Source organism: Mycolicibacterium boenickei, from assembly GCF_010731295.1.
Lineage (GTDB): Bacteria > Actinomycetota > Actinomycetes > Mycobacteriales > Mycobacteriaceae > Mycobacterium > Mycobacterium boenickei.
The window spans coordinates 6,410,116-6,426,815 of sequence record NZ_AP022579.1; the positions used below are offsets into that span (position 1 = coordinate 6,410,116).

General features: G+C 66.3%; 16 protein-coding genes. 2 read left to right on the top strand and 14 right to left on the bottom strand.

Features of this window, described 5'->3' with window-relative positions; all coding sequences use genetic code 11:
* The 7 genes from rplE to G6N57_RS30760 form a co-directional block, all read right to left on the bottom strand.
* Positions 1–564: a 50S ribosomal protein L5 gene (gene rplE, locus G6N57_RS30730; protein WP_036441172.1), complete on the bottom strand. Its 564-nt coding sequence runs from the start codon at positions 562–564 to the stop codon at positions 1–3.
* A complete protein-coding gene (rplX, locus tag G6N57_RS30735; protein ID WP_003883431.1) occupies positions 564–881 on the bottom strand; it encodes a 50S ribosomal protein L24 in 318 nt (105 codons plus the stop codon). Before rplX ends, rplE begins: the two co-directional genes overlap by 1 nt.
* Positions 881–1,249, bottom strand: a complete 369-nt coding sequence (rplN, locus tag G6N57_RS30740) for a 50S ribosomal protein L14 (RefSeq protein WP_003883432.1) — start codon at positions 1,247–1,249, stop codon at positions 881–883. The genes rplX and rplN overlap by 1 nt, the downstream gene beginning before the upstream one ends.
* Before the next feature lie 186 nt (positions 1,250–1,435).
* Positions 1,436–2,311 (bottom strand): formylglycine-generating enzyme family protein, encoded by an 876-nt coding sequence (locus G6N57_RS30745; protein WP_077742173.1) that lies wholly within the window; start codon positions 2,309–2,311, stop codon positions 1,436–1,438.
* 34 nt (positions 2,312–2,345) lie between these two features.
* Complete coding sequence (locus tag G6N57_RS32155; RefSeq protein WP_234815553.1) at positions 2,346–3,062, bottom strand: hypothetical protein; 717 nt, start codon at positions 3,060–3,062, stop codon at positions 2,346–2,348.
* Between the two features lie 3 nt (positions 3,063–3,065).
* Positions 3,066–5,429 carry an arylsulfatase gene (locus tag G6N57_RS30755; protein WP_077742174.1) on the bottom strand — a complete coding sequence of 788 codons (2,364 nt, stop codon included), beginning with the start codon at positions 5,427–5,429 and terminating at the stop codon, positions 3,066–3,068.
* A gap of 55 nt (positions 5,430–5,484) precedes the next feature.
* Positions 5,485–6,792, bottom strand: coding sequence for an MFS transporter (locus G6N57_RS30760; RefSeq protein ID WP_234815552.1), 1,308 nt, complete (start codon positions 6,790–6,792; stop codon positions 5,485–5,487).
* 49 nt (positions 6,793–6,841) lie between these two features.
* On the opposite strand from G6N57_RS30760, the gene G6N57_RS30765 reads away from it, so the two are divergent.
* Entirely contained in the window at positions 6,842–7,387 is a 546-nt protein-coding gene (locus tag G6N57_RS30765) for a TetR/AcrR family transcriptional regulator (protein ID WP_077742175.1), read from the top strand.
* Here the strand turns inward: G6N57_RS30765 and G6N57_RS30770 are convergent.
* A complete protein-coding gene (locus G6N57_RS30770) occupies positions 7,370–8,035 on the bottom strand; it encodes a DUF2306 domain-containing protein (protein ID WP_077742176.1) in 666 nt (221 codons plus the stop codon). The genes G6N57_RS30765 and G6N57_RS30770 overlap by 18 nt on opposite strands.
* 54 nt (positions 8,036–8,089) lie before the next feature.
* Between G6N57_RS30770 and G6N57_RS30775 the strand changes: the two genes are divergently transcribed.
* On the top strand, positions 8,090–8,791 hold the full coding sequence (locus G6N57_RS30775) for a TetR/AcrR family transcriptional regulator (RefSeq protein WP_077742177.1): 702 nt from the start codon (positions 8,090–8,092) through the stop codon (positions 8,789–8,791).
* A gap of 4 nt (positions 8,792–8,795) precedes the next feature.
* On the opposite strand, the gene G6N57_RS30780 is transcribed toward G6N57_RS30775, so the two are convergent.
* The 6 genes from G6N57_RS30780 to G6N57_RS30805 form a co-directional block, all read right to left on the bottom strand.
* Positions 8,796–9,503, bottom strand: a complete 708-nt coding sequence (locus G6N57_RS30780) for a TetR/AcrR family transcriptional regulator (protein ID WP_077742178.1) — start codon at positions 9,501–9,503, stop codon at positions 8,796–8,798.
* A 77-nt stretch (positions 9,504–9,580) separates the two neighbouring features.
* Complete coding sequence (locus G6N57_RS30785; protein WP_075921613.1) at positions 9,581–9,928, bottom strand: cupin domain-containing protein; 348 nt, start codon at positions 9,926–9,928, stop codon at positions 9,581–9,583.
* Positions 9,925–11,349, bottom strand: coding sequence for an NAD(P)/FAD-dependent oxidoreductase (locus tag G6N57_RS30790; protein WP_077742179.1), 1,425 nt, complete (start codon positions 11,347–11,349; stop codon positions 9,925–9,927). Before G6N57_RS30790 ends, G6N57_RS30785 begins: the two co-directional genes overlap by 4 nt.
* A gap of 55 nt (positions 11,350–11,404) precedes the next feature.
* On the bottom strand, positions 11,405–11,929 hold the full coding sequence (locus G6N57_RS30795) for an NUDIX hydrolase (RefSeq protein WP_077742180.1): 525 nt from the start codon (positions 11,927–11,929) through the stop codon (positions 11,405–11,407).
* Between the two features lie 9 nt (positions 11,930–11,938).
* Complete coding sequence (locus G6N57_RS30800) at positions 11,939–14,530, bottom strand: LuxR C-terminal-related transcriptional regulator (RefSeq protein WP_133118285.1); 2,592 nt, start codon at positions 14,528–14,530, stop codon at positions 11,939–11,941.
* A 79-nt stretch (positions 14,531–14,609) separates the two neighbouring features.
* Positions 14,610–16,691 carry an alkyl/aryl-sulfatase gene (locus G6N57_RS30805; RefSeq protein WP_234815551.1) on the bottom strand — a complete coding sequence of 694 codons (2,082 nt, stop codon included), beginning with the start codon at positions 16,689–16,691 and terminating at the stop codon, positions 14,610–14,612.
* Positions 16,692–16,700 lie beyond the last annotated feature (9 nt).

The window sequence follows — 16,700 nt, forward strand, 5'->3', positions numbered from 1 at the left end:
TCAGTTCTCCTTGAAGGGGAAGCCCAGCGCCTTCAGCAGCGCACGGCCTTCGTCGTCGTTGGTCGCCGAGGTGACGACGGTGATGTCCATGCCGCGGGGACGGTCGATGGAATCCACGTCGATCTCGTGGAACATCGACTGCTCGTTGAGGCCGAAGGTGTAGTTGCCGGTGCCGTCGAACTGCTTGCCGTTGAGGCCGCGGAAGTCGCGGATACGGGGCAGGGCGATCGAGATCAGCCGGTCCAGGAACTCCCACATCCGGTCGCCGCGCAGGGTGACGCGGGCGCCGATGGGCATGCCCTCACGCAGCTTGAACTGTGCGATGGACTTGCGGGCCTTGCGGATCTCCGGCTTCTGGCCGGTGATCAGCTGCAGGTCACTGACCGCACCGTTGATCAGCTTGGCGTCACGGGCAGCGTCGCCGACACCCATGTTGACGACAACCTTGACGACGCCCGGGATCTGCATGACGTTGTCGAACTCGAACTGCTTGTTCAGCGCCTCACGGATCTCTTCGCGGTAGCGCTGCTTCAGCCGGGGCTGAACCTTCTCTGGTGCAGTCATCAGATGTCCTTGCCATTGGTCTTGGCGATGCGGACCTTCTTGCCGGTCTCCTCATCGACGCGGTAACCCACGCGGGTCGGCTTGCCGTCGGAATCGACGACCATCACGTTGGACACGTGGATGGCGGCTTCCTGAGTGACGATGCCGCCCGACGACGCGCCACGCTCGTTCTGCGACTGCGCGGTGTGCTTCTTGATCCGGTTGACGCCCTCGACCAGGACCTTGTCGCGGGTCGGGTAGGCCTCGATGACCTTGCCCTTCGCGCCCTTGTCCTTACCCGAGACCACCAGCACGGTGTCGCCCTTGTGGACCTTCATCACAAAACCTCCGGCGCCAGCGAGACGATCTTCATGAAGCGCTTCTCGCGCAGTTCCCGCCCGACGGGCCCGAAGATGCGGGTGCCGCGGGGGTCGTTGTCGGCCTTGATGATGACGGCCGCGTTCTCGTCGAACTTGATGTAGCTGCCATCGGCACGGCGGCGCTCCTTGACGGTGCGCACCACGACGGCCTTGACGACATCGCCGCGCTTGACGTTGCCGCCGGGGATGGCGTCCTTGACGGTCGCGACGATGACATCACCGATGCCTGCGTAGCGTCGCGATGAGCCACCGAGCACACGGATGCACAAGATCTCCTTGGCGCCCGTGTTGTCGGCGACCTTCAACCGCGATTCCTGCTGAATCACTCGATCTCCTGACCTGGTTTTGTATGCACGCCAGATACCGACCTGGACGTGCGCGGTCTTTGTTTCCGAAGGGCACGCGGGGCTGACTCAAAACAGCAGTCAACCGAGGTCTGCCCAAGGCAACCCCTACATACTAGGTGAGCACGGCGAATGCGCCAAATCGCCGCGGATCGCGATCAGCGGCCGTCAGCCGGCCACGCAGCGAAATCCGATGTGGGTGGTCGCGCTGTCCTGCGCTTGCGGTGACCGCGCGGCCGGCCGGTAACGGTGGCAGTACTCCGGCGCGCACAGGTGCGAACCGCCCTTGAGCGCGTGATTCACCGTGGGATCGGCGGTGGCCGGTGGCGGGCAGCACGCCGGCGCATCGGCCTGCAGCCGGTGCTGGCCGGTGAACCGCGTGGTGGTCCATTCCCACACGTTGCCGATCATGTCCGAGAGGCCGAACGCGTTCGCCGGGAAGCTTCCGACCGGCGAGGTGCCGCGCCAGCCGAGCGCGCCGTCGTTGCGGTACGGGAACCGCCCCTGCCAGGTATTGGCCATCAACTGGCCGCGGGGGGTCACCTCGTCTCCCCAGGCATAGGTGCCCTCGACTCCCCCTCGTGCCGCGTACTCCCACTCGGCTTCCGTGGGCAACCGCCGCCCAGCCCAGGCCGCGTACGCCGCGGCGTCCGGGTACGCCACCTGGACGACGGGATGGTCGGATCCGGCCGGCTCACGATCGGGGCCGAACGGTCGACGCCAGTTCGCGCCGGGCACCCAGTCCCACCACTGGCGCCAGTCCCGCAGATCGACGGGTCCGTCGGTGGGCCGGAACACCAGAGCGCCGGGCACCAGGTCGGCCTCGTCCACGCCGGGATACAACGCAGGATCCATCGGCCGTTCGGCGATCGTGACGTACCCGGTGGCCTCGACGAAGGCCCCGAACTGGGCGGTGGTGACCGGATGCTTCTCGATGGCGAATGCGGCGACGGTGACGCTGTGCACCGGGGTCTCTTCGGGGTAGAACGCCGTCGAACCCATCTGGAAGGTCCCGCCGGGAAGTTCGATGAGTTCGGTGGCCACGGCACCGAGGCTAGTCCCGCCGACCGCCGGCCGTTCAGCCCGGCATCGTGACCCCGAAGTCGGCGAGCATCGCCGAGCGGGCTTCGTCGAATCCGGGTGTTTCGCCGGGCGCCTCGAGACGGACGACGGCCAGGAAATCGCCGCTGTTGGTCCACAGGTGCACGATGCGGTCGGCGTAATCCGTGGCCTTGCCGGGTTGCTCGGCCACCATGCCCATGAGTTTCTGGCCGCTGTAGCCGCACAGGTCGCCGGGTAACACGCTGACGCTGTTGATCGGGTACTTCTTCACACGGTCGTCGCTGTAGCGCTCGAAGTCGTCCCGCGCGTCGCGGCTCGTCGGCGTGAGGGTGATCTCGGCGGTCATCCCGGCGGGCCCGGTCAGCCGTACCCCCTCACCGTGAGATGTCGCCTCGGAGAACCCTTCCGGGACACCGACGGTGAGTGTCGGCGAGCCCGGCACCGAGCTGTGGACGGTGACGGTGTGTCCGGCCGGGGGCGGGCAGGTGACCTCACCGGGCGCGAGGACCCGCGTGGTGGTGGGCTCGACGCCGTAGACCGGCATCTCGAACGACGGCGCCGACGAGGTCTCGTCGGATTTCGTCGTCGTGGGCTGAGGTTGCGTGGTGCCGGCCGTCGTCGTGCCAGGGACCGTCGTCGCAGCGTGCGAACCCTCGACAGTGCTGGTGGCGCACCCTGACAGCACGGCGATGGCGACCGTGCCCATACCCAACCGGATCAGTGCCGGGTTCATCGCTCAGTCCTTCGAGAACGCGACGGCGAGCTGACGTTCCAGGTCCTGGTACGGCTCGCCGGACAGGTCGACGGTGACCTGTCCGATGGTGCCGCCGGTGAACGCGAACGGCGCCCGGTATTGCCGGGACACTGCCGATCCGGTGTTGCGGCCGATGCAGATGCCGCCTCCGGCGAGCGCGAACATGCCCGGGTGAGTCTGCATCCCGGCCAGGGTGGCCACTGCGGTGTCGTCGACGTACAGGGTGGTGTCACCCACTGGGGTGTGGCTGCCCTCGACAGTGCCGGCCCGCTGGTACTGGACACCGAAGATGTGCCGCCCCAACGGGATCGGATCGGGTGAGACCAACGACTGCTCGTGCTCGCCGAGGAAGTTGTAGACGTAGTGCAGGTGCCCGTCGGCCAGGAACAGCACGTGACCGCCGTGTGCGCCACCCTGCTTGAACAACACGCCCTGGGTGTCGGCCCCGTCCACGGTGACGTCGGCGAGCACGGTGAACGACTGCCCGCGCAGTTCGGCGGCCGCACCGAGCCCGACTTCCGCGGTGTGCGGGTAATAGGTGTAGCGGGACCGCTCCCCGACCAGGTACGGGCGCCACCGGGTCATGGTCTCCAGGATGTTGAGGTCGGCCAGCGGCAGCCCGTTGTACTTGCCGGCCTCGTTGAACCACAGCTCTTTCAGTTCGGCGAGCCTGTCCGGTTCTTCGTCGGACAGGTCATGACACTGGCTGCGGTCGGTTTCGATGTGGAAGAGCTCCCAGCGGTCGGCGTCGAAGTGCGACCATCCCGACGGGGTGGCGGCGTGGACGGTGTTGGCGAACCAGCCCTTGTGCCAGATACCCCGGGTGCCGAGCATGGTGTAGAACTGGGTCTCCTTGCCCGTCGGCGCCTCCGGATTGTCCAGTGCCACTTTGAAGCTCACGCCGTCCAGCGGTTTCTGCGGAACCCCGCGCACACTCGCCGGCGGCGTGATGTCGAGCAGGTCGTAGACCGTCGGGGTGATGTCGCAGACGTTGATGTAGTTGTCGCGGATCGCACCGTGGGCCCGAATACCGTTGGGCCAGGAGATGATTGCGGTGTCGGCGATTCCGCCCTCGTGGGAGGCGTAGCGCTTGAACAGCTTGTAGGGCGTGTTGAAGGCCATGGCCCAGCCGATGGGGTAATGGTTGTAGGTCTCGGGTGAGCCCAGCCGGTCGATGAACTTGAGCCCCTCCTCGGCGGTGTCGATGTAGCCGTTGAAGAACTTGGTCTCGTTGACCGAGCCGTTCGGCCCGCCCTCGCCGCTGGCCCCGTTGTCGGAGATCACCACGATGATGGTGTTGTCGAGCTGTCCCGTCTCCTCGAGGAAGTCCAGCACCCGGCCGATCTGGGCGTCGGTGTAGGACAGGAAGCCGGCGAACACCTCCGCCATCCGGGCGAACAGCTGCTTCTCGTCGGTCGACAACGACTCCCACGGTCGGACGGTGTCCTGCGCGGGCCACGGTTCGCCGTTGGGCCCCTTGACATCCGCATAAGGGTTGACGGGCGACAGCTCGGTGTCGGGCGGCACGATACCGAGCCGCCTCTGGTTCTCCAGCACGATGTTGCGGTAGGCCTCGTAACCCATGTCGAACCGCCCGGCGTACCGGTCGGCCCACTCTTTGAACACGTGGTGCGGGGCGTGGCCGGCTCCCGGGCACAGGTAGGTGAACCAGGGTTTGTCCGGGGCGATCACCTTGGCATCCCTGATGAATTCGATGGTCTTGTCGGCCAGGTCCCGCGACAGGTGATAGCCCTCCTCGGGTGTGGCGGGCGGGTCCACCGGATGGTTGTCGTAGACCAGGTCCGGATACCACTGGTCGGTCTCGCCGCCCATGAATCCGTAGAACCGTTCGAATCCCCGCGAGCACGGCCAATGCCGTTTGGTCGCAGCGAGGTTGGACTCCTCCAGCGGAGTCAGGTGCCACTTGCCCACGCAGTAGGTGTTGTAGCCGTTCTCGGCGAGCACCTCCGGCAGAAGCGCGGTCTCGTACGGAATCCGGCCGTTGCAGTTCGGGAACCCGTCGGTGAACTCCTCGATGGTGGCCATCCCGACCGTCGTGGCGTTGCGGCCCGTGAGCAGTGAGGCGCGGGTGGGTGAGCACAGCGCCGTGGTGTGGAACTGCGACAGCCGAATTCCGCGCTCGGCGATCCGGCTCATCGCGGGCATGTCCACCAAACCGCCGAAACAGTCCCAGGTGGCGATGCCGGTGTCGTCCCACACCAGATAGAGCACGTTCGGAGCGTTCTCGACGGCGGTGGGTGCCGCGTAAGGTCCCCAGTCCGGTGCGGAATCCCTGATGTCCAGTTCGATCTTGCCGTTGAACGCTGAGTTGGATCCGGTAGCCATGGCGACCTCACTCCGGTTGGCGATTCGACACCGGTAAGACTGATCGCGGAGGAGATTACACCTGCTCGCCGGCATTTGCTGGTGAAACTGACGTTGCCTTCAATCCCAGCTCTGACGTGGCTGACCATTGCTCCGTCGCGCCCGCGCCGGTTCGCGTGGGCGGTTGATCGGTGAGGCCCGCCAACGGACCCGCCAGGCGAGCGGCAACGGGCGTGGCCGCCGCGATGACGGCGAGCACCGTCGACACCACGATCGGGCCGGTGCCGCCGTGCGCATCGGCCGCCACGCCGGCGACGGCGGTACCCACTGCGCCACCTACGAGTGCGGCGCTGTTGAGCCAGCCGAACGCCTCCGTCGCGGAGTGGTCCGCGATTTCCCTCGACACCATCAGGTACAGCGCCGACATTGCCGGGGCGAAGCCCAGACCGGAGACGAACAACGCGGCGAATTCCCATGCGCGGTTGTCGACGGCCCCGAACACCCCGGTCCCGATTGCCACTGTCGCCAGCGCGGTTACCAAGCCGGCGAGTCCAAATCGGCGGTGCCCGAACACCAGTCCACCGATCAGGGATCCCACGCTCGCCACTGCGATCGCCAGGCCGGCGGTCAGACCCGTGCGGCCGAACACAGCGACGATGCCGACTTCCAGCGCCATGAAGGAGGCAACCAGCGCGAGGCTGGCGACCATCGCGAGGATGACCGCCCGGTTCGCCATCACCCGACCGAATGCCGAGGCGCCCTTGCGCGAGGCCGGGCGAAGATGCCTGGCGCTCAGCAGGAACCAACCGGTCCCGACGACAGTGATCATCGCGGAGGCGATCAACGGGATCGCGGTCGACAGCATCGACGCGAGGAAGGTCGTGGCCAACGGACCGACAACCCAGATCAGTTCCTGTGCAGTGGTGTCGAACGCGAACAGGGCGCGCACCCCGTCGCGGGATACCAGCTGCGGATAGAGCGCGCGGACCACCGGCATCAGCGGTGGCACGGAGGCACCGGTCACCACCCCCAGTGCCAGCAGCAGCGCCGGTGTGGGGCCGGCGAAAGCGAGGGCAAGCATGGCGGCACCGTTCGCCAGGGCCGCGACCACCAGCGTCGCCGTCATTCCCCGCCCGGCCAGCCGGGCGGTTACCGGCATCGCGACGGCTTCCCCGACGCTGACGCAGGCCACCGCGGCACCGGCCAATGCGTAGGAGCCGGTCTTGGATTGGACGTGCAGCAGGATCGCCAGGTTGAGCATGCCCAGCGGCAACCGGGCGAACAGCTGGGAAGCGGTCATGTTGAGCACGCCCGGCGCGCCGAGCACGTCGCGGTACACCCGCATCACCAGCTCCTCACCATCACGCCGACCGAACCCGCTCACTATACCGTCCAGACGGTACAGTTCTGGCTCGTTGTCGTAGGCTCTGGGAATGGCTTCGTCGCGGGACCGCATCCTCGATGCCTATGAGGACGTCCTCGCCGTCGAAGGCGAGCGGTACGCCACCCTCGATGCAGTGGCCGCAAAGGCGGGTGTATCGAAAGGCGGTCTGCTTTACCACTTCCCATCGAAGGACCGCCTCGCCGGCGCCCTGTGCGACCGACTGCTGGCGCTGGCCGCTGACGACGTGGAAGAGATGCGGACGGCGCCCGACGGCCCGGCGCGCTACTACATCCGGTCATCGCACTACGCGGGTACTCCGCTCGATCGCACCCTGGTGGCGGTATCCCGCCTGCAGCAGGCCGGTGACAACCACGCCCGGGCGGTCATCGAGACGGTTTCGGCCAACTGGTTGAACCTCCTTCACGACACGCTCGGCGACCTCGACGTGGCCCGCGCGGTGAAGCTGATCGGTGACGGCCTGTACTACAGCGCGCTGCACCGCGCACTCGGCGGGCACGCGGTGCAGGCGCAGCAGGACGACGGCCTATTGGCGATCATCGATCGGATCACGGCCAATTCAGACGCCACTCAATGATCGGGCGGTGACCGGAACCGGCCGTCGTCGCATCCACAGCTCCACGAGCAGGAGCGGAATCGTCCAGCCCAACCAACCGCCCACGCCCGCTACCGCCCAGACAAATTTCTCTTCGCTCCCGCCAAAAACGCTGTCGCGCAACGGCTCGAAACTCAGATACAGCACCGGCGACCAGATCCTGTTGGTGATGATCGACAACGCCAGAGTCGCGCTGCGCAGCATCTGGCGGCGGTGCGCGCCGAAACGCCGCCGGCGCGCCGCCACAAAGCCGTCGACGGTGAACCACAGCCACAGCGCGCCGAGCACCACGTCGCTGACCCTAAGAATCGGGCCGAACGGTGTCGCCGCCCCGATCACCATCGCGCAGACGGCGGCCGGGATCGCCATCGCGACGTAGACGCGGCCGGTGCGCCGGTGCAGCACCGGGTGCCGACGCCGCAGACCCGGCCAGATCTGCGCGACCGCGCACACCATCGCCACGCTCGCGAACAGGACGTGCGCGACCAGCAGTGGGTAATGCAAGCCGAACGTGGACTGCACCCGGGTGCCGCCCACCAGGTACGGCGGCAGTGAATACCCGAGAAATGCCACGACGATCAGTCCGAGTGCCATCGCCGGCCCCGCCGAGCGCTTCGATGCGTATGCCATACGCAAAAGGGTATGGCATACGCACTCCGATGTCACTGATTACTCTGAGCCTTGATGACCGGCCCAGATACCCCGCTCCCCCGCCTGTTGCGCCTGCTCTGGCAACCGGACGCGGCGCCGCGGCGGTCACGTGGACTCACCAGGGAGGCCATCGTCGCCGCCGCCGTCGAACTCGCCGACACCGACGGCCTCGCGGCCCTGTCGATGGCCCGGCTGGCCGAGCGGCTCGGGTGCGGCACCATGTCGCTGTACCGGCACGTGGCCAACAAGGACGAGCTGGTGACGTTCATGCTCGCCACCGGCCCCGGCCCACCGCCTTCGGCCCCCGAGCGCGCGGATTGGCGTGCGGCACTGACGCATTGGGCCGACGAACTGTGGGGCGTCTACCACCGCCATCCATGGATCCTGCAGACGGCGGCTGCCGGTCTGCCCGCTGATCCCGGCCAACTCGCCTGGCTGGACGCCGGGCTGGCCACCCTGTCGGGCACGGCCCTGACCGAACGCGAGAAGCTCAGCGCGGTCATCGCCGTGCTGATCTTCACGCGAGGGTCGGCGGCACTGGCCATCGAGGGCCGCGAGGTCGACGACAGCGAGTACCCCGCGTTGCTGCGCCGGCTGGTGACCCCGGCGCGCTTCCCGGCCCTGGCCGCCGCGATCGACGCCGGCGCATTCGATCAGCCTGACGAGGACCAGAAGACCGAATTCCGTTCCGGGTTGAGCCAATTGCTCGACGGCATCGCCGCCAGGGCAGTCTGACCCGCTAGGACCGGTAGCCGTCGAGCCGCAACGAGATACCGTCGAGCAGCAACTCGAGGGCCGATTCACAGCCACTCCGCCTCATCGACTCGTCGAGAAAACGACTGGTGGCGGCGATGTTCGGATGGGTCTCGGCCGGCAGTTGCGCGTAGGTGTGGCGCCACGTCTCGTCGTCGCGCTCACGGTGTTCGGCAGGCAACGCCTCGAACGCCGCGTCGAGCGCGGCGAACCCCAGCATCTGGTCGATGAAGGCGTGATACACATCGACGGCTTCCCGCTCGGGAAATCCGGCCGACCGGAGTAATCCCAGAACTGTCTCGATGATCTGGACCTCGTGGGCACCGCCGGTCACCCGGCTCGCGGCGAGCACTCCGGCCTGCGGGTGCTCTAGATAGACGCGGTGTACGCGCAGCCCGAGTTCACGCATGTCCTCCCGCCAGTGCCCGGTCGGTTCCCACCCGTCGACCACCCGCCGCAGGAGTTCGTCGGTGATCGCCAGCACCACGTCCTCGATGCCGCGGAAGTAGCGGTACAGCGCAGTCGGGTCGGCCCCCAGCGCAAGACCGAGGCGCCGCACACTCAAGCCGGCGGCGCCGTGGTACTGCAACACACGCAGCGCGGCCTCGACGATGAGCTCCTCGGACAACACCACGCCCTGCTTCGTCTGCCGCCGCCGTCGCCTCGGCGATTCGGACTTCAGTGTTCTGCCCATCCGCGCGCCTTCTTCGCCCTTACGTCAACACCCTCGTGCCATTGTGCGGCGTCACCGCACCATGGCACGAGGGAACGCTATGCGATGAAGACTTTTCTCAGCGTCTCGCGGACCGTCCAGGTGGTGCGTTGCCCTTCGTGCAGCCGGACCAGGCTGCCCGCACGGAGATCGAGCGCCGGCCCACCGTCGTCGAACGATATGGTCGCGTCGCCGCTGAGGACGACGAACACCTCGTCGGCCTCCACGTCGCGGGACACCCCGGGCGTGTGTTCCCAGATCCCGATCGTCACGTCCGACAATCCGGTGAGGTCACGATGTCCTGTCGTCGGCGCTCCCGCCACCACCAGTTCGTCGGGCAGCGGGGTGTGGTCGAGCACCAGCGCCGAGGCGTCGACGGCGCCGCTGGGCAGGGCGGGCTCACTCACGAGTCGAACCCCAACCCCACGGAATCGAGCGCCTTCAGCAGGACGTTGCGCCGCCCCTCACGATGGTCGGCGCGGTCGAGTGACCACCGGGTGGCCTGAATTCCGGCTGAGGCCAATGGTTCTGGAGGGAACGGTGCCGGGATGGACTTGACCATCTCGAGTTCGGTGCGGGGCGTCGGCGCGCCGGCGAATCGGTCGAGCATGACCTCGGCCGCGAATCGCGTGGCCGCCACGCCGAGCCCGGTGAATCCGGCGGCATATCCGACTCGATCCCCGTACGCCGATCCGAAGAAGGCACAGAACCGCGTCGAGGTGTCGATCACACCGGCCCAGCGGTGGGTGAACCTGACGTCCTCCAATTGCGGGAACGTCGTGAAGAAGTGGCCTGCCAGCCTGCGGTAGGTGGCATCGCGATCCTCGTACTGGGGCCGGATCCGGCCGCCGAAGTGATAGATCGCGTCGTACCCACCCCACAGGATCCGGTTGTCCTTCGACAGCCGGTAGTAATGGAACTGGTTCGACATGTCGCTGATGCCCTGCCGGTTGCCCCAGCCGATCTCGGCCAGCTGCGAATCGGTCAGCGGTTCGGTCATCAAGGCGTAGTCGTAGACCGGCACCGTGTGGTAGCGGTAACGCTTCAGTAGCGACGGAAAACCGTTGGTCGCCAGGATCACTCGGTCGGCTTGCACCGACACGCGCTCGGTCCGCACCGACAGCGGCCCGTCCCGATGCTCCTGCCGGAGCCCCAGCACCTTGCTGTTCTCGTAGATTTCCACGCCGAGTTCACCTGCGGCACGGGCGAGTTCGCTGGCGAGCTTGGCGGGGTGAACCAGCGCGGCGGCGTCTTTGGACCACACCCCGGCCAGGTATGTGGGTGACTGCACCTCGGCGCGGATCGCCTGCTGGTCGAAGTAAACCTGGTCCGGCCGCAGTGCGGCACCGGCCAGTTCGGCAGCCTGGTAGGGCTCGACCGCTACCGCGATCGAGCCGGTCCGCTCGAAGTCACAGTCGAGGCGAAGCGAAGCGACGGTCTTCTCGATGCCGTCGAGGTTCTCCAGGCCCAGCCGGTCGAGGGTCTCGATCTCGTCGGGCCAGCGGCTGCGGCCGTTCTCGGCACCGTGGGTCAACGACGCCTCGACGAAACCGCCGTTGCGCCCCGAGGCTGCCCATCCGATGGTCTGGCCCTCGATGAGAGCGACCCGGATTCCCGGGTCCCGCTGTTTTGCCAGCAAGGCCGACCACAGCCCGGTGTAGCCGCCGCCGACCACGACCAGGTCGTAGCGGGAGAACGGCTTGGTCAGCCCCGGGTAGCGGGTTTGACCAGGCAGGTCATCGAGCCAGAACGGCTGGAGTGCCGATGTGGCCAACGAGCGGTCGATGAGGCTGCTTGCAGGGGCGTTTCGTTCGAAGACGGTTTGCACGGTTATCTTCCTGGATGGTGAGTTACCACCAGTAAGGACCACCGCTCGCACTACCTCAAGGGTGTTGACGTAAGCGCAGCAGCTGCGGGATCAGGACCCGGGTATCAGGGACGAACGGCCAGTCCGGGTCGGCCAGGTGCATTGCCAGCTCCTCGTCGGTCCACCACCAGCCGTCGACGATCTCCTCGGGTTGGTGGTGGATCGGACCGTCCCAGCGCACCTCGTAGGCGAACAGGTGACACCGCATGGGTTTTCCCGCCCACTGCCCGTCCCAGGCCGCCGAGGCCAGCGCCGCCAAGGGCGGGCCGCTGATACCGAGTTCCTCGGCCAGTTCCCGGGTTGCGGCCTGCCGCGGCGTCTCCCCGGGGTCGACAACCCCGCCGGCCAGGCAGTCGTGCATGCCGGCGAACACGGCCTTGGTCATCGTGCGGCGGTGGACATAGATGCGCGCCCCGTCGGCAGAACGCACGAGCACACCGGCGCTGGCGTGCCACAGACCCTCGGCATAGACACGCGAACGTGGCTCCGCGCCAATCACATTGCCGTCGGCGTCATACACGGCGACGAGTTCTTCGGTCACGGCATCACGCTAGCGGGCCGCCCGGTTGATGGCTTCTCGCCGGTTGGTCGCACCGAGTTTGCGGTAGATGGCGCGCTGGTGGGTTTTGAGCGTGTTCACCGAGATCGACATCTTGTCGGCGATCTCCTGCATCGTCATCGGCGTCCGCAGGAAGGCCAGAATCTCGCGCTCACGCGGCGTCAGGCTTCCCGCGCCAGAATCCGACCGGCGATGCTCGCTCGCCAGCAGTGCTTGCTCGACGAAATCGGGGTATGCGGTATACGAGCGGTGGGCGGCCAGTAATTCTTGGCAGACCGGGTCCGGGTTGTCGACGAACTGGTAGCGCACGTGCTCGGGGCACGCGGCGGCCAACATCTCTTCCATCCGCTGATGAGCCTGTTCGGCCTGTCCGTTCTGCCAGGCCAACAGCGCCAGCGTGTACAGCGCATACGCGCCGATATACCCCGGTAGCTGCGGTTCCAGCGCCTGGTGGGCCAGGCGGTCGGCCAGGCTCAGACCACCCAGACGACGGCACATCCCGGCGAGGACCGCTGACACCATCGGAACGTGTTGAGAACCAACCACACTCGCGGCCAGGTCCAGCGCGAGGTTGCGATCACCGCGGGCTTCGGCCAGACGGGCACGGCTGGCCGTCTTGTAGCTGACCCACGGCACTCCGTGCGTGTCGGCATCGGGCATCCGGGCCACGGCGGCTTCAGCGACGGCCAGCACACGGTTGTCGCGGAGGGTGGCCGCGCTGAACGCCAGGAACATCCGCGACGTATCGGGGTACCCCACGCCGACGGTGCCGCTCGATGGGATCAAATCCTCGACGGCCGAGGTGATCTCACCATGCCAGAAGTGAATCCATCCCGCCGTGAAGCGTTCGATACCGTCACCGTCGTGCGACAGCCAAAGCTCGGGAGTGGATTCGCCGGATGACACAGCCAGGTGCAGCGCCTGCTGCGCACGGCCCAATTCGCCCGAGTGAGCCAGTGCGAAAGCGAGGCTCTGCCTGGCGCGGTAAGCCACCTCCGGCAGCCCGAGGGCCGCACACTCGTGCACGGCGGCCTCCAGATACTCCGAACCACGGGTCGGACTGCGCCGCATCCGCGAATCCGCCCAGCCCAGCACGAACAGCGCGCACGCATAGACACGCGGTGCGACCAGTTCACGGTCTGACAGCGCGGTCTCGACGCGCCCTGCGGCGCTGTCCATCACGTCACGGTCGTCAGATATCAGGAGCTGCGTGAGATCGGCGATCAGGTCGAGCCGCCCCGGCTCCTGCTCCGACTGCGACATTCGCGCGGCCCGGTTGAACAACAGCGCCGCCGTCACGTCGTCGCCGGCCATGGCACGACAGCTGGACCGGATCATCAGGATCTCGGGATTCTCACCGAAGGCCTCGGTGAGTCGCACGCAGGCCAGATCGAGTGCACCCGAACGAGACTGCAGCAGGAGCTCGAGCCAGTGGTCGGCGACGATGTCATATCCGAAACGGTCATCACCCCGGACGGCGTGCTCGACAGCTTCCAGCGGGTACTGCTGGGCCAGCTCGACCGCCGCCAACCGGTTGAGCCGCGTCCACTCCTCCGGCCGACGCCGCCTCAGGATCTCCTGGCAATGCTTGACGAAGATCGAATGCCATTGAAAGACTGCGCTTTCCCCTGAACTGATGCGCTCGAGGAACAGGCCCGCTGCCACGCAGTCATTGAGCAGTTCACCACTGTCCTGACGGTCCGTGAGTACGCGGGCCAGATGCTCGTCCACGCGGGGGCAGACGGTGGCCTTCAGCGCGAAATCGGCCAGGTCCGGCCGCATCCGGGCCAGCACCGCGGTACCGATGTAGTCGGTGAGGTCGACATCGTCGGAGAACGCGGCGGCCTCGTCGCCGCTGACCAGGATGAGTCGAACCGCACCGGGCCAGCCGCCGCTCGCCGTCAAGATGCGGTCGACGTCCTCGGGCCTGGTCGACGTACCGCGTTGCTCGACGAGTGCCTGCACGTCGCCGCGGGTGAAAGACAGTTCGGCCGAACCGATGACCGCCACCTTGTCGTGGACCCGCAGCCGAGCCCACGACGGGCCGACCGGGTCAGTCGTGATCAGGACGAACCGCAACCACTGCGGTCCGTTCTCGACCAGCTCCACGACATCGTCATCAGCCCATACCGACCGGGCGAATTGGAAATCGTCGATCACGATGGTCACGTTCCGGCGCGGATCGATGGCCATCAGGGCCGCAACCGCCGCATCGTAGGAGGCCGAGTCGAACGCCCCGGACAAGGCCTGATCCAGCGAGCCGTCCCCGGCGTCACGTGCGCTGTTCAGCAACGCGGTCAAGATGCCGCGCAGGACGTCCCTGCGGTCGTTGATCCGCTCGGTCAGCGTCAGCCACGCCAGTGAGCCGGGTTCGGCACGTTGACGCTCGTGAGCCCACTGCGCGACGGAGACGGTCTTGCCGAACCCCGACGGAGCGGCGACGAGCACGGCCCGTCTGCCGGTGTTGTGCTCGTTCAGGGTGCGGCCGATGGCCGGACGCGGCAGCATCCCGGGGCTCGACGACGGGATGGTGGCGAGAAACCACGGCACCGGCTGCATCGAGGATGTTCCGGAGGGCTGCACGTTGGTTCCTATCGATCACTGTCCCGGGCACGGTGTGCCGCCCTGCGGGCGGCAGGGCAGCACACCATTCTCGCAGTAGCTAGGGAGTGACGATGTTGAACCAGAACGGGAAGGTGTCGAGCAGGCCCATGAACTCGTCGAACGACGCCCGGTTGCCGTCAATCGTGACCTTGTTCTGCGAGATCGCGTCCTGCAGCTTGAGGTTCCCGAGCTGGATGTCGTCGAGCGTCGCCTTGTCGAGGGTGACCGTGACATTGGCGTTCGGTACCGGTGCCGGCGCGTAGTTGAGCACGGCATTCTCGACCGTCAGGCCATATTCTTTCTTCAGGTCCTTGAAGTTGACGTTCATCGTGATGTTCTTCCCCGCAGCCTTGGGCCCGTTCAGCCGGACCCCGAGGTAGTCGAACAGCAACTCGGGCGGCATGGCCTTGATGGTGTCGGGGCTCGCCGAGTTTGTCGCAGCCACGTCGGGCACTCCGTTGCGCAGCTCGTAGGCACCTTGCAGGTACACCGAGCGCCAGGGCCCGGACTCGGCCTGGTAGCCGAGTTGCTCGTAGCTGTCGGCAAGGAGATTCTTGGCATCGGAGTTGTCCGGGTTGGCGAACACCACCTGCTTGAGCACCATCGCGGTCCAGCGGTAGTTGCCGGCGTCGAAATCCTTTTTTGCCTTGTCCAGGATCGACCCCTCTCCGCCCATGTACTCGACGTACTTTTTGGCCGCATCCGCCGGCGGCAGGTCGTCGAGGTCGGACGGGTTGCCGTCATACCAGCCCATGTACCGCTGATACACCGCACGGGAGTTGTGTTTCAGCGTGCCGTAGTAGCCGCGGTCGGGCCAGAAGTTGTTCAACTCCGGCGGCAGCGAGATCGCTTCGGCGATTTCGGACCCGATCATGCCGGTGTTCATCATCCGCACCGACTGGTCGTGGATGTACTTGTACATGTCACGCACGCGCTTGAAATAGTCGATGACCTTCTCGTTGCCCCACATCGGCCAGTGGTGGCTCTGGAATTTCACGTCGGTGTTCGGTCCGTACAACCGGATCGTCTCGTCGAGGAACTGGGACCACTTCAGCGGATCGCGCACCTGCGCCCCGCGCAGGGTCAGCAGATTGTGCATTGTGTTGACCGTGTTCTCGGCCATCCACAGGGCTTTGAACTGCGGGAAGAAGGTGTTCATCTCCGACGGCGCCTCGGTACCGGGAGTCAACTGGAACTCCATGTCGACCCCGTCGACCGTCATCTTGGTCCCGGTGGTCGTGATGACGTCGGTCGGAATGATCAGCGTGGGCACACCATTCGAAATCGTCTGCCCCAGTCCTGCATTCACGCCGCCCTGGGCGTTGCGGGGTAGCTGTGCGCCAAACATGTAGACCGCGCGGCGCGACATGGCGTTACCCGCGATCACGTTCTCACTCACCGCGTGGTCGACGAAACCTTCCGGTGTGATGACCTTGACCTTGCCCGAGTCGACGTCGGCCTGGTTGACGACTCCACGGATACCGCCGTAATGGTCGGTGTGAGAGTGACTGATCACCACCGCATGGATCGGCCGGGCGCCCAAATGTTGGTTGGCCAGGTCCAGCGCGGCTTTGGCGGTTTCCGGCGAGACCATCACGTCGACGAGGATCCAACCGGTGTCTCCCCTGACCAGGGTGAGGTTGGACAGGTCGTAGTTGCGGACCTGATAGATGCGGTCGGGCACGACCTCGAACAGGCCGTACTGCATGTTCAGCTGGGCATTGCGCCACAAGCTGGGATTGACGGTATCCGGCGCTGGTTTGTCGTCGCCGATATATTTCTTGTATTCCTCCAGATCCCAGACGATATTGCCGTCGGCGTCCTTGATCGTCAGGGTGTCGGGTTTGGCGAGCAGACCTCGCTTCGCGTCCTCGAAATCGCTCTTGTCGCTGAACGGCAGTGTGTCGAGCAGCTTCTGGTTGGCCGCCTTGGTCGCTTCGGTGGCGCCCTTGACACTGTTGTCGGTGCTGACTCCTCCCGCACCGCCGGACGTGGAGCCACCGCTCTTGTCGTTACACGCGGCGACGAGAGTCGTGGCGACGCCGGCGACCGCCAGGCCGCCCAACATCCTTCGCCGCGGCAACTGCGCCCGCAATTCGTCAGGCTTATCTGCTTGATATGACTTCGAATTGGGATCCATGGGGGTGAA